This is a genomic window from Peribacillus frigoritolerans (assembly GCF_030676415.1).
In the GTDB taxonomy this organism is placed as follows: Bacteria; Bacillota; Bacilli; order Bacillales; family DSM-1321; genus Peribacillus; species Peribacillus frigoritolerans_A.
Genome location: NZ_JAUUTW010000009.1, coordinates 1 through 13,405, shown reverse-complemented (window position 1 = coordinate 13,405; position 13,405 = coordinate 1). Strand labels below are relative to the sequence as shown.

Here is a 13,405-nt window from a genome sequence, read left to right as displayed (position 1 = left end):
AGGAACTTTCCTAAATGAACAATTCTAAAAACTCTTTCATTCTTGCAGGGACCATTATAGGTACCCTAATCGCCGGCACTTCTGCTTATGCTGGTTCTTATCAAGTTAAATCAGGGGACACCCTAGATAAAATCTCTAAAGCTAATAATACAACTGTCCAACAATTAAAATCTCAAAACCATTTGACTAGTAACCTTATTTTTCCCGGCCAAGTCTTGAAATTTAATACTCTTAACACTAAAAATATAAATAAAACGGAAAAATATGTGGTTAAACTGGGGGATACTTTATCTAAAATTGCTAAAAGATACAACCTTTCACTTAGTGCCCTGCTTAAATTAAACACTAACATTTCCAATTCGGATCGCATTTATATTGGCCAATCCATCCGTGTTTCCGGACAAGCTCCTGCATCTAGCTCTACGGCTAAAACAAATGCTACATATACAGTCAAATCCGGGGACAGCCTGGACAAAATTGCCAGAGTCAATAATATGACTATCCAACAATTAAAGTCTAAAAACCATTTGACTAGTACTCTTATTTTTCCCGGTCAGGTCTTGAAGGTTAATTCCCTTACCAGCACTCCCGATAATAATAATAATAAAATTACAACAGACGTTTATGTGGTTAAATTAGGGGATTCCTTATCAACCATCGCTAAAAGATATAACCTTTCCCTTAGTGCCTTACTTAAAATAAACCCTAATATTTCTAATTCAGATCGTATTCGTATAGGCCAAACCATCCGTGTTTCTGGGAAAGCATCAGCATCTGCAATTAAAAATCCGTCTAAAGCGGCCAAAGCGGATCAAGTTTTGGCAGCTGGCGCTAAATACATGGGAGCCAAGTATGTTTACGGTGCGAGCACTTCACGCACTGATGTATTTGATTGCTCTTCATTCACATTAAGGGCATTCCAAAGTGCAGGTGTTTCCTTGCCTAGAAATTCAGTGGCACAATCACACGTTGGTACAGCTGTATCTTCAAAGTCCCTTCAAAAAGGGGATTTAGTATTTTTTGATACCAATAATGATGGTGTAATCAACCATGTAGGAATTTATGCAGGTAACGGTCAAATGCTGAATGCTTCTACATCTAAAGGTGTATCCTACGCTAACATTAACAATTCTTACTGGGGACCTAGCTTTGTAAAGGCAGTCCGTGTTCTTAACTAAATGATGATGGCAATTAACGATTGTCGGCTAAAAAATTAACTCTATAGGCTTATAAAAGAGCAAAAAAGCGTGTTTTGATAAAATATCATACACGCTTTTTTACGTATCATAATGTCAAATTGCTGCAAACTGGTGATATGGCTTATACCCCCTCTCATTATCTTTTTTGAATCCATCCTCATTCGCGCATTAACCTTTGCATCTCCATAATCGCATAATTGAGTTGTTTTCTGATCCGGATTCCTTCCAAGCTTGATAATTCCTTTCGTTCAGCTATTTCATCCTTCCTTTTTGTATGATAGGACATCGTTTGTTATAATAACCAGGCTTTTCTTAATAACACTTTCATCACCTGCCTGTTTGCATTTCCACTTGCATTTTATGAACTTTTTCTTCAATGAGATCCATGAATAGCTGATTATTGTTGAGATTTTCTTTATTCGACTCTATAAACAACCTAATGATACATTTCTACGCATTTTCATGCTCCCTTATCTACAGAAATAGCCAAACGTAAAAAGAATGGTTTTCTCTACTTAGGAAAAATAGATATTTTCCCTATTATCTCGTGACATTTTTATAATACTCTTAATTTAAAAATTCCCGGTTTTAATTTTGAGATGACCGTGACTGATACTGGTATTATCATTCTGGATATATCCTGTTCTTTTACCTTGCCATTTTTGACCTTGATCTAAATCTATACTCGAAAAAATTTTCCAAGCCGTTCAAGTTCACAGTATCAATTTCCCCAACAAAAAAAGGCCTTCAACAAAGAAGGCCTCAGTTTGTAGACAAAAGGAGTTCTATCTAATTTTTTAAACATAGTTGATTGGAACGGAAGGTGCGAGACTTCTGCGGGAATAGCGAGTCCAAGGGAGACCCCACAGGCGCAAGTGCGCCGAGGAGGCTCCCGGACCGCCCGCGAAAAGCGAGTGCCTGAAGTGGAAATCAATGTCCAAATTTGTACTAGCCAAAAAAAACTGTAGACAAAGAAGGCCTGTCAGACTGTAGACGTTTAGAAGAGCAAGTTAGCCTATAGTTTTTTTCTTTCAAAAAAGTTCCAGTCGTTTTCAGAAATCCGCTCCCTTTCCGCCGACTGTCTGCCAAGCCGCATCAAAGCAAGCGTCTGCGGGGCCTCGGCAAGCCAGTTTTTCAGCAGGAGTGTCACAAAACTTCTTCAATTTAGTAAGGGTTTCATAAAACAGTAAAAACGCATAAAGTATAACCTAGTCTTAGGTACGGGGTGAGACACTTACGAATCCATTTTGTCGACAAACTGAAAAGCCTTCAATACAGAAGGCCTTTTGGCATTACTTTAGTTTCTCTTGCTGTTCAAGATACTTCCTCATTTTTTGCAGATAATCCGGTGCATCCATTTGATCTTTCACGACCAATTCTATAAGGCAAAGTTTTTCGACGCTCATGTCCTGGGCATTTATAATGGCATCATCCAGTTCACCATTAGTCTCGACTCTTGCTGTAAATGCCTCTTGACCAAACGCTTCAGCCAGTTTTGTATAATCCCACTCTGGTATCTCGTTGTATTTCTGTTTTTCTATATCGACTTTTACGTTTAAGAATTTTTCAATCGTATAGCCGTTATTGTTGAGAATGAACACGATGGGCTTGCAGCCGTTCTCCAGCATCGAGCTTATTTCCTGTGCTGTCAGCTGTATCGAGCCGTCCCCGGTAAACAAAAGAACACGCCGGTTTCTATCCGCTATACAAGCACCGAAAGCTGCGGGCGTCGCATATCCAATGCTTTGCCAGCCTCCCTGAGCTATGTAGGTCGCCCCTTTCGGCAACCTGACCTGTGACATGCCATAAGAGAATGTTCCTGTTTCCGTGACCACAATGTCATTTTCTTTCAACATTTGCTGAATTCGAGGATAATAGGAAGCCGCTTTCAGTGGTGCTGATGGGTCTTCCACCATTGTGTCATACGGAAACGAGATGTTTCCAACAGATTCGTTCTGCCGGTATCCAATGTCCTGGAGCGCATTTAGAATTTCCTCCGCCCTGACATTCATATAACTGGCTTCCCCCACTTTTAATGTGCCAGGTTGAATTTCCACCATTTTCAACGGATTAAGCTTTGCTGTACCCTTGGAAGTATTGACGTCTGACCAAACAGCACCAACGGCTATGATGAAATCCGCTTCTTCAACAGTCTGAGTTACATCCTTACTTCCGAAAGCTCCGCCGTATACACCAATATACTGTGGATGGCTCTCATCAAACCCGCTTTTTCCCTGCATTAATGAAGCAACCGGAACATTTAACCTCTCAGCGAGCTGCAGTACGGGTCTCTGCAAGTTATAACGAAGTGTTTTCACGTCGACAAGCAGAACAGCTTTGTTTACATGTTCTAACATTCCTTTTATATGCTTCACTGCTGACTGCAACGCAGCGACATTCGATTGGGCTACATTTTCAGAAGCCTCACTGTGTGAAAGCAACGGTTTTTCAACGAGATCGATAGCCACTACCAAATAAACGGGCTTTTTCTTTTCTTTCGCGATCCTGATTGCAGCCGGTATCTCCCTAGCTGCGTTTTCTGGTGTAAGAATCGCCGTATAACTGGTGATATGCTCATAAACCTTACGGAAAACATCAAAATCTCCGTCCATTAACGTATGATGGGCAAGCGCCTTCTCCTGTTGCATCATGGACATTGGCGAGCCGACAATATGTATGAGCGGCACATTTTCACTGTACGCGCCAGCAATTGCATTACATGCGCTCATTTCACCGACACCAAAGGTGGTGATGAGTGCCGACATGCCCTTCACACGGGCATAAGCGTCCGCTGCGTATCCAGCATTGAGTTCATTTCGTCCATTAATAAACTCAATCCCATCGTAATCTTCCAAAGTATCTAGCAATGAGAAATTATAGTCTCCGGGCACACCAAAGATCTCTGTAATGCCTTCTGCTTTTAAGCAGTCATATAAATATTGTCCCAAGGTTCTGTTTTCAGCCAAGTCAATCACTCCTTCAATCGATTACTCTCTACTTTATTTATACCCAAACATAAGTAGGTTAACCGTATATGTATCCATATACTTAAGGTGGGTTAGCTACTCTAGTACTCTAGTTTTAGCTTTGATGAATGAAGTGAGTGAGACTATCCCAGGCATGGTTCCCATAAAAACGATTCAGTTCCAAATCAAAATATCTGAAAATTCTTGATTTCATGTCTGTTTTTGATTTATATTTGAATCACCGGAACAGTGGATAAGGGGGAAAATGATGAGTGATAACAATGTCAAAAGAGTTTTGGAATGCATCATCAACACATCCAATAATAATATTACCGTGACAGATGAAAAAGGATTCATTTTATTCACGAATCCTAACCATTGGTGGATATATGGAATCGAACCAGAACATTATCTTGGAAAATCCGTTTACCAGCTCGAAACGGAAGGAATCCTTTCACCTTCGATTTCCGCCATGGTATTGAAAGAGAAAACACCTGTCCAGATCATGCAGCAAACGAAGACGGGAAAAATCGTCATGTCGACTGCCTATCCCATCTTTGATGACAATGGTGAATTGATTCGTGTCGTCAGCTATGCCCAAGATCAAACTGAAATCAGGAACCTCCAGGATCAGTACGGTCAATTGGAGAAAAAGATTCAAGAATACCAATCGGAGGTCGAGGAACTTAGGGAACAGGAGGAGCTGATCTATCGCAGCAAGGAAATGCGGCAAATCGCCAAAACGATACACCGTGTTTCCAAAACGGATGCCACGGTCATGCTTCTTGGGGAATCCGGTGTGGGAAAGAGCGTCTTCGCCCGCCGGCTACATAATCAGAGTTACCGCAGCAAAGAGCCATTCATCGAAGTCAACTGCAGTACCATCCCAGAAAGTCTCTTTGAATCTGAAATGTTTGGATACGAAGCGGGATCGTTCACCGGTGCGCAGAAGCAGGGGAAGCAAGGGCTGGTAGAACAAGCAGATAACGGAACCTTATTTCTGGATGAAATCGGGGAGCTTCCCCTGGATATGCAAGTGAAATTATTAAATGTCCTGCAAGAGAAGACTTTTAAAAGAGTGGGCGGAAAAAAAGAACATAAGATAGATTTTCGGCTTGTAACGGCAACCAATCAAAACCTTGAGGAAATGGTGGAAAAGGGAACATTCAGGCTCGATTTGTATTACCGCTTAAATGTGATTCCCATCCAAATACCGCCATTACGAGAAAGAAAAGAAGATATTGCCATCTTAATCAATCATAATCTCGAAATCATCAACAAGAAATACAAGTCAGATAAGAAATTGCACCCTTCCACTTACGAAATACTGATTCAGCATAAATGGTCAGGAAACGTGCGTGAATTGGAAAACCTGATTGAACGGCTCATTTTGACCTCGGAAGACTCCATCATTTTCCCTGGCTTTCTCCCCTCCCTTTTCCATGGACAAGAATCTTTTGAGAAAATAGATGAGACCCTAATGATTGACGATATGATGGTTGATGATCGTGATCTCAATACCGCCCTCGAACAAGTGGAAAAATGGATGATGATGAAAGCCAGTAAACAATGTAAGTCCACATATGAAATGGCTAAATTCTTAGGGATCAGCCAGCCTTCCGTCGTCAGGAAAATGAAGAAATATAAGGGGCATCTGCCTATTAAGTGAAGGTGAAATGAATGAATGTTTCACTGCAGTATCCACCTTTTTCAGCCTATATAAATAGGAGACCAGCGTATCGAAGGTCTCCTATTCCTTACTTATTTGACACGCCTGCAGATTCAAATGTTGCCATTTCTTTAATGACCAATGTCGCTGCCTTAAGGATGGGGTATGACAGGGCAGCCCCTGTTCCTTCCCCGATTCTCATTCCCAGGTCGAGAATCGGCTCCTTTCCAAGCAGTTCTATGGCCGTTCTATGACCAGGTTCTGCAGATCGATGTCCAACAAACATATAATCCGCTGCACGTCCGGAAATCAGGTTTGCCAATACAGCAGCCGTGGTTGTAATGAAACCATCAACAAGAATGGGTATACGGTTATTCGCTGCAGCAAGCATAGCCCCTGCCATACCTGCAATTTCGAATCCACCGATATTCATCAAAATACCGATTGGATCATCAGGATTAGGATTTCTTAATGAAATCGCTTCTTCGATTATTCTTCGCTTATGTAAAATGCCTTCTGAATTCAATCCTGTTCCCTGCCCCACTAGTGATTCGACGCTTTTCCCGCTTACGATGGAGATGATGGCGGTACTGGAGGTCGTATTTCCGATTCCCATTTCACCAAGAATCAGGCAGTTCGCACCACGGGCAATCATTTTCTGAGCACGGTCATATCCAATTTCAAGCGCTTGAATTACTTCTTCCTTTGTCATCGCCTCTTCCTTATAAAAGTTTCTAGTTCCATTGCGGACTTTTCTCGAAGTTAATCCCGGTGCTTCGATTTCTGCATCGATCCCTATATCGACAATATCCAAGTAAGCATCTATCGCGCGGCTTAATACATTGATGGCAGCACCGTCATTCAGGAAATTAATTGCCATTTGTTCCGTCACTTCTTTTGGATATGCCGAAATCCCTTCTTCCGTAATTCCATGGTCGGCCGCAAACACGATCACCCCCGGTTTCGAAATGTCCGGAAATGCCTGTCCTGTCATCTTGGCCAGTTCAATTATCCATTCTTCAAGCCGTCCTAAGCTTCCCTGAGGAACCGTCAGCGAATCGACATGGCCTTTAACCTGCCGTCCCATTTCTTCATCCAGCAACGGGATGGAGATGGCAGCTAACCCATTCGTCATATTAATACCCCCCACAATCCAAAATGAAAAACCTTAACCACAGGAAAAGGTTCTTATCCATCATCTGCTATAAATTCAACTTAGTCCATATAATTATCCTCTTGGCTTTCACTTATATTCACTGTGATCCATTTACTTCGGCACTCCCAATTCATTTAATGGGTAGATACGAAATTTCACTTTGCCCACAAGTGATTTTTCAGAAATAAAACCAAATCTTCTTCCATCCCAACTATTCCTTCGATTATCCCCCATGACAAATAAATGACCGACAGGTACCTTGGATTTCCCAAGTAAATCACTTAGGGTGAAATTCTCCGTCAAATTCTCTTCAGGTGGAATTTCCCCTTTTTTTGTATTCAAATATGGTTCTGTATACTTTTTCCCATTGATGTATAAGACATCATCTTTCATTTCGATGCTGTCACCTGGTAGACCGATCACCCTTTTTATATAATTCTCATCCGCGTCCGGAGCATAAAATACGACCATATCGAAGCGCTCCGGCTTTCCGATTTTAGCTACCACGATCCGGTCATCATTATCATAAGTCGGCTCCATTGATTCACCTTTTACTGTAACTGGTGTAAATAAAAACTGTTGGCAAATGAACACGATCATTAAAGCGAATAAGATAGATTTCAACCACGAGAACACTTCACTTTTCATATTCTTCATAAGGACTCCCTCCCATCCATTGTTGACGGCTAAACCAACGATAATTGCTGTATTTTTGGCTTGCAGCGCCAAAAATAATACTTTAGCTCTATTTATTCCTTATGCTTGGTTTTGCCGGTCGGTGATTTTTAGAGGAGATTTTTCAAAAGAAATATCTGGAAAAATTGTAACATATCCTTTTATCGCTTGCGAGAATAATCATTTTTAATAAAAGGAGTGCAGAGCAAATCTCAAACCATTGAAAAAAAGGATAGCGAATTTTAGCTATCCTTTTACTTAGTAAAAATATTGTTCCAAAACCTTATATTTAAACCTTAGTATTTATTCCAAGTCAATATAGTATCGAGCGGCAAACGGACTTTTTCAAATCCTGCTTTAGTTCCTTTTCCAAGGGAAATCAACATGACAGGTTTGAAGTTTTCCGGTACATTGAATGCATCCACGAATTTGGCTTCATCGAACCCTCCCATTGGGACTGTATCGTATCCTTTTGCTTTTGCAGCTAACATGATCTGCATGGAAACCAAGCCACCGTCAATCATGGCAACGCTTAAAGCCTTTTCAGCGGAAAAGTTACCGTAATTATGCAGAATTGAGGCTACATATGGCTCTTTGATTTCATTCTTCATGATCCCTTTATCGACTAATTCACCATAAATCCGCTCTGCATTTTTGTAACCTTCTATATCAGCTAAAACGGCAATGACCGCAGATGCATCGACGATTTGTTGTTGGTTATTGGCGATGGGAAGCAATTCTTGTTGGGTTTGCTTATCTTGAATCACAAGGAATCTCCATGGCTGTAAGTTGGAAGAAGACGGTGCTTGAATCGCAATCTCCAGGATTTCACGAATTTCCTCTTCAGTCATCACGTATTCAGCATCGTACTGGCGAACAGATCTCCGTTCTTTTGCTACCGTAATGAAGTCCGTATCAATAAGGACTTTTGGCTTTTCAAGCGGTATATTCAATTCTTTGGATTTATTTAGGTACTCTTCTTTACTCATTATATTTTTTGTCATTTATAATGACCTCCATTTAACTGTAATTAATACAGGAACAGTATATACCGCATACTGTTCATTTGTCAAATACAGTTTAAGAAAAACGAAACCATGTTAGTTTCGTTTTTCACATTAAGATTTTGATAGTAAATCAGCAATCGTCTTTTGTTCCAAGCCTTGTATAATCCAGCTCTCCATCTCGTTTTTCAATCCGCATAAAGCTTCGCGGGAAGATGGTTGAAAGCATTTTTTATCATTCACATCAAGAAAGCCTTTTGAAAAAGGTTCGGATTTAATTGCAGAGTATATATCTGCAAGAATGATTTGTTCGGGATTTTTGGCAAGTGAATATCCCCCATCCCTGCCTTCCTTCGCTTGAATCAGCCCTGTCTTCACTAAATTACTTAATATTTTTCTAAGAAAACCGGACTCCGAATCAAGCTTATCGGCCAATTTATTACTATTGCATAATCCATCATGATCAGCAAGAACAAGCAGGGCTTGTACTGCAAGACTAAACCACATTATACTGGAAACCTTTTCTGACATTTCTTTCACCTCTCCCCTCTACTTTAAACTATTTTTCAATGAATATACAACACTCCATTGAACAACCTTGCCTAAAACCTTTTTTTGATGAACATCATCGGGAAAACCCTATTTGGAACGATGGAAGTTCCAGGGCAGTGATAGTAATAGGAACGATGAATCCTTCACCAGATCTATCCTTCCAATATGCTTTTCACCATTTTAAAAAACCCAGAAAAAAAATATACAAATTTCTTGTCTTACAAATTATATTTTTAGGAATATGGTAAACTTACTTAATAGAATTTACTTTGCTCAGGAAGTGGATGAATGATACTGAAAACAATAAATGAACAAATGGATAAAATTATGCCCCTTATTACGCCGATAAGCGTGGTTATTGGGGTATTATTGGCCAAACATTTAATGGATTACACCTTTCTTGTTCCATGGATATTTGCCTTCATTACATTTTCCGGAAGTTTAGGCTCTAACTTTAAATCTCTGCAACAGGCAGTCACCCACCCTTTACCTGTTTTCATCGTATTGATCATCCTTCATATACTTATGCCTATTTGGGCTTTTGGTCTCGGCCATTTAGTGTTTCATGGTGATACTTTCACGATTACCGGCCTAGTCCTGGCTGTAGTGATTCCAACCGGTGTTACCAGTATGATCTGGGTATCCATTTATAATGGGAATGCCATACTTGCCCTAACCATCATCTTAATCGACACCCTACTTTCGCCATTCATCGTTCCTTACAGTGTTTCCCTTTTTGGAGGCGGTTCAATCGAAATGGATTTGGGGTCGATGGTGAAAGGATTAATCGGAATGGTCGTTCTTCCCTCCATGCTAGCCATGTTCTTGAATCAGGCTACAAAAGGGAAGATACAATATACATTATCCCCCCGCTTAGCTCCATTTTCCAAGATAAGCGTTGGAATCGTAGTCATATTGAACAGTTCAAAAATTTCGCCTTACTTAACCCATTTCGATAAGAAATTAATGATCATGGCCTTCTTGGTTTTGTTCATAGCGGCTTCAGGGTATGCCCTTTCTTGGATGGTCGGTGCATGTTTAAGATGGGAAAAGGCGGATATCATCACCTTGACATTTACAGGCGGTATGCGAAACATCAGTGCAGGAGCCGTTCTTGCAACCACCTATTTCCCTGCTGCCGTCGCGGTACCCGTTGTACTTGGCATGCTGTTTCAACAAATGCTTGCTTCCTTTTTCGGCTATGTTATGGAGAAGCATTTCCATCGTGGCGTGAATGAAGTGTGATTCGCCGAATGGTCATTTCCCAAGCATCCTTTTCCCTTTCATGTATATTCCAATTATAATAGGTAAGTGGAACATATTTACATGATTATACAAATACTTGGAGGTATTGAAGATGAAAGTTGTTGCACTAGTGGGAAGTATCCGTAAAGAGTCTTACAACCTTAAGCTTGCCAAATATATTCAAACTAGATATCAAGATCGGTTTGATCTCGAAATCTTGAACATTCGGGATTTACCTTTTTATGATCAAGATATTGAAAATGACCCTCCATCGGTTGTTAAAGAATTTAAAAGCAAAGTGGCCGAAGCAGATGCAGTCTTATGGGTAACACCTGAATATAATGGTACGATTCCAGGCGTATTGGGCAATGCAATCGATTGGTTATCACGTGTCGATAAAGTCTTGATCGGCAAACCATCATGGATCATGGGTGCGTCAATGGGGCAATTAGGTACGGTTAAAGCTCAATTGCATTTGCGTGAAATCCTATTCGCAATAGGCATCTCCTCCCCTCTCCTTCCCGGGAATGAAGTATATGTTGGTGCAGTGCATGACAAAATCGATAACGAAGGCAGGCTTACACATGAGTCAACTGTCCAGTTTATCGATACGGTCGTCGATAACTTCATTAGTTGGTATAATCATCATACTCGTTAATGCTTTTTAACAAGAATTTTTCCAGCAGGTTTGATCCTGCTGGGATTCTTGTTGCATCATAAAAGAGGGATTAAACAAAATTCATCCTCTTCCCGCTTGGAATGATGGGTATTTTGTCATTCCTCCGTCAGCGAATAGAGTGATGCCCGTTACATAACTGGACTCTGAAGATGCCAGCCATGCAGCAACCGCAGCAATTTCTTCAGGCTTTCCGATATACCCCATCGGAATCATGCTTTCAAGATCCTTTTTCTTTTCGGGATCTTCAAGCTTGTCGGCATTTATTGGCGTGGCGATGGCTCCAGGACCAATGCTGTTCACACGGATCCCCTTTGGTGCATATTCAAGAGCCAGTGTTTCCGTAAGCAGCTTCACCCCGCCCTTGCTTGCGGCATAGTGAACGAATAAAGGCCAAGGAATCATCTCATGTACACTGGACATGTTAATCACATTCCCTTTAATATCGTTCTCGACAAAATACTTGATAGCTTCACGGCAGCCTAAGAAATTTCCCGTTAAGTTGGTATTGATTACCCTATTCCAGTCGCTTAACGGCATCTCGTGAGATGGAACTGGATTTTCAATTCCTGCATTATTGATGAATATATCGAGTTTTCCGAAATTCTTTATCGCTGATTGAACAAGGTTAATCACATCTTCTTCAACGGTGACATCGCCTTTTACTGCAATAGCTTCCCCGCCATTTGTTTTGATTTCCTCCATTACACTATCCGCTTCCTCTGATTTAGTGCGATAATTAACCACGACCTTTGCCTTTTCCTTAGCAAAGCGAATAGCCATCGCTTTTCCTAAACCAGTGGATGAACCGGTTATAACAACGACCTTACCTTCTAAATCCGTATACATATAATCACCCTCCAATTAACTTTTTGCCATTCCGAGCATAATCCCAGCAATGATGATCAAGATAATTCCGATTATGATTCCAATTAGTTGGCGCTTCGTTTTCTTTTCACGTAAAATGATGATCCCGCCAAGAGTTGAGATGACAATGCCCATTTGCGAAAGGGAAAAACTAGTGGCCACTCCTACACGGGGCTGGGATATGAATAAAAACATATTCCCTGCAGCCCATATCAATCCCGGAATGATATTGCGAATCGTATATTTGTTAAACGGTTTATGTTTAAAAGTCAATAACAGACCGCCAATCACCATCCCGATCGCTTGGGGGAACAACGCTGACCACCCGTCAACATCAAAAAGACGGGCCACGACCACATAAACCAAATAACCGAATGTCGAGATGAGGAGAATTATAATTCCTCTCTTCAAGTTTCCCGACTTGCCCTCTTTCGATTCTTTATCTTCCAAGGAGGTCAAGACAATTCCTATAATAATGAAGACTAATGCCAAAACGCCTAAAATAATCGCTTTCATTGTAGACCATTCGTTAAAGACTATGACCCCGAATAATGTGGTTGAAATGAGCTGCAATCCTGTTGATATTGGCATCGTTTTGGAAACTCCCATTAAATCAATGCTCTTAAGCTGATTAGCTTGTCCAACGGCCCAAAACAATCCAGATACGACCCCGACTCCAAACACCAGAAGTGACAGCTTAATATCTGCAAAAATATAAACACCAATTGAAAAAATCAAGGCGCCAATCGTTGTACCTAGTGTTTGACTATAGGGCCCACCCCCGAGTTTTACATTAAATAAAACGATGCTTCCCCAGAATAATGCCGGCAAGAGAGCTAATAATATATCCATTTTCAACCCCCATATATGTAAGTTCAAAACCAAGCAGTAATTTTCAGTTTGTCTTCTTTTTAATATGTTCGCTTTATTTGAATTGACCCTTGGTAATTTTATGAAGTTTATCCGCAAAAATCGTGTTCAACACAAAAAGGGCTGCCAGACGCAACCCTTTTTGTTGCATATCCATTTCCTAATCATTGGCAGATCCGATAATGATGATGGATAACAAAGAGTCAAAAAGGAAGGAGTTTTAAATTAACATTAATTAAAGCTATAAAAGAGGAAGTATCCCCACATCTTACTGCAATCCTTTTTCTTGTTTGGATGTCATTAGCAATAATCGTTATCGGGAATTTAATGACTTATTAATGAATGTTCATATTCATATCGGGAGCGTCAGTTGGAGAAAAGACAGCTGTACTGCTGTCTTTTCAGACTGTAGACAAACTCGATGAAAATCGAGTTTGTCTATTTTTATGGCTTGTACAATTTGGACGTTGATTTCCACTCCAGGCACTCGCTTTCCGCGGGCGGTCGGGGAGCCTCCTCGGCTTTC

Annotated in this window: 11 protein-coding genes; 4 read left to right on the top strand and 7 right to left on the bottom strand. The window is 40.7% G+C overall.

Annotated features, from left to right (window positions below; all coding sequences use genetic code 11):
• Positions 1 to 14: 14 nt before the first annotated feature.
• Positions 15 to 1,178 carry a C40 family peptidase gene (locus Q8G36_RS10795; RefSeq protein ID WP_305160164.1) on the top strand — a complete coding sequence of 388 codons (1,164 nt, stop codon included), beginning with the start codon at positions 15 to 17 and terminating at the stop codon, positions 1,176 to 1,178.
• 1,313 nt (positions 1,179 to 2,491) lie between these two features.
• Here Q8G36_RS10795 and Q8G36_RS10790 read toward each other — a convergent pair.
• Complete coding sequence (locus Q8G36_RS10790) at positions 2,492 to 4,165, bottom strand: alpha-keto acid decarboxylase family protein (RefSeq protein WP_305160163.1); 1,674 nt, start codon at positions 4,163 to 4,165, stop codon at positions 2,492 to 2,494.
• A 268-nt stretch (positions 4,166 to 4,433) separates the two neighbouring features.
• Between Q8G36_RS10790 and Q8G36_RS10785 the strand changes: the two genes are divergently transcribed.
• Positions 4,434 to 5,834: a sigma-54 interaction domain-containing protein gene (locus tag Q8G36_RS10785; RefSeq protein WP_370694045.1), complete on the top strand. Its 1,401-nt coding sequence runs from the start codon at positions 4,434 to 4,436 to the stop codon at positions 5,832 to 5,834.
• An 88-nt stretch (positions 5,835 to 5,922) separates the two neighbouring features.
• On the opposite strand, the gene cobT is transcribed toward Q8G36_RS10785, so the two are convergent.
• From cobT to Q8G36_RS10765, 4 genes are all read right to left on the bottom strand, one after another.
• The gene (cobT, locus tag Q8G36_RS10780) at positions 5,923 to 6,969 is read right to left on the bottom strand and encodes a nicotinate-nucleotide--dimethylbenzimidazole phosphoribosyltransferase (protein ID WP_305160161.1); all 1,047 of its coding nucleotides are present in this window, start codon (positions 6,967 to 6,969) and stop codon (positions 5,923 to 5,925) included.
• Between the two features lie 132 nt (positions 6,970 to 7,101).
• Positions 7,102 to 7,647 carry a signal peptidase I gene (gene lepB, locus Q8G36_RS10775; RefSeq protein ID WP_305160160.1) on the bottom strand — a complete coding sequence of 182 codons (546 nt, stop codon included), beginning with the start codon at positions 7,645 to 7,647 and terminating at the stop codon, positions 7,102 to 7,104.
• 314 nt (positions 7,648 to 7,961) lie between these two features.
• Positions 7,962 to 8,669 (bottom strand): nitroreductase family protein, encoded by a 708-nt coding sequence (locus Q8G36_RS10770; protein WP_305160159.1) that lies wholly within the window; start codon positions 8,667 to 8,669, stop codon positions 7,962 to 7,964.
• Between the two features lie 114 nt (positions 8,670 to 8,783).
• Positions 8,784 to 9,200 carry an RrF2 family transcriptional regulator gene (locus Q8G36_RS10765; protein WP_305160158.1) on the bottom strand — a complete coding sequence of 139 codons (417 nt, stop codon included), beginning with the start codon at positions 9,198 to 9,200 and terminating at the stop codon, positions 8,784 to 8,786.
• 312 nt (positions 9,201 to 9,512) lie between these two features.
• On the opposite strand from Q8G36_RS10765, the gene Q8G36_RS10760 reads away from it, so the two are divergent.
• Together Q8G36_RS10760 and Q8G36_RS10755 are read left to right on the top strand one after the other, a co-directional pair.
• The gene (locus Q8G36_RS10760; protein ID WP_305160306.1) at positions 9,513 to 10,466 is read left to right on the top strand and encodes a bile acid:sodium symporter family protein; all 954 of its coding nucleotides are present in this window, start codon (positions 9,513 to 9,515) and stop codon (positions 10,464 to 10,466) included.
• Between the two features lie 112 nt (positions 10,467 to 10,578).
• The gene (locus Q8G36_RS10755; RefSeq protein ID WP_305160157.1) at positions 10,579 to 11,124 is read left to right on the top strand and encodes an NADPH-dependent FMN reductase; all 546 of its coding nucleotides are present in this window, start codon (positions 10,579 to 10,581) and stop codon (positions 11,122 to 11,124) included.
• An 81-nt stretch (positions 11,125 to 11,205) separates the two neighbouring features.
• On the opposite strand, the gene Q8G36_RS10750 is transcribed toward Q8G36_RS10755, so the two are convergent.
• The gene (locus Q8G36_RS10750) at positions 11,206 to 11,991 is read right to left on the bottom strand and encodes an SDR family oxidoreductase (protein ID WP_191930560.1); all 786 of its coding nucleotides are present in this window, start codon (positions 11,989 to 11,991) and stop codon (positions 11,206 to 11,208) included.
• 15 nt (positions 11,992 to 12,006) lie between these two features.
• Entirely contained in the window at positions 12,007 to 12,861 is an 855-nt protein-coding gene (locus Q8G36_RS10745; protein ID WP_305160156.1) for a RhaT/GlcU family sugar-proton symporter, read from the bottom strand.
• Positions 12,862 to 13,405: the final 544 nt, after the last annotated feature.

Bases quoted from the DNA above. Each gene is read 5' to 3' on its own strand.
- Q8G36_RS10795 (WP_305160164.1), top strand. From the start codon at position 15: ATGAACAATTCTAAAAACTCTTTCATTCTTGCAGGGACCATTATAGGT.
- Q8G36_RS10785 (WP_370694045.1), top strand. From the start codon at position 4,434: ATGAGTGATAACAATGTCAAAAGAGTTTTGGAATGCATCATCAACACA.
- cobT (WP_305160161.1), bottom strand. From the start codon at position 6,969: ATGACGAATGGGTTAGCTGCCATCTCCATCCCGTTGCTGGATGAAGAA.
- lepB (WP_305160160.1), bottom strand. From the start codon at position 7,647: ATGAAGAATATGAAAAGTGAAGTGTTCTCGTGGTTGAAATCTATCTTA.
- Q8G36_RS10770 (WP_305160159.1), bottom strand. From the start codon at position 8,669: ATGACAAAAAATATAATGAGTAAAGAAGAGTACCTAAATAAATCCAAA.
- Q8G36_RS10765 (WP_305160158.1), bottom strand. From the start codon at position 9,200: ATGTCAGAAAAGGTTTCCAGTATAATGTGGTTTAGTCTTGCAGTACAA.
- Q8G36_RS10755 (WP_305160157.1), top strand. From the start codon at position 10,579: ATGAAAGTTGTTGCACTAGTGGGAAGTATCCGTAAAGAGTCTTACAAC.
- Q8G36_RS10750 (WP_191930560.1), bottom strand. From the start codon at position 11,991: ATGTATACGGATTTAGAAGGTAAGGTCGTTGTTATAACCGGTTCATCC.
- Q8G36_RS10745 (WP_305160156.1), bottom strand. From the start codon at position 12,861: ATGGATATATTATTAGCTCTCTTGCCGGCATTATTCTGGGGAAGCATC.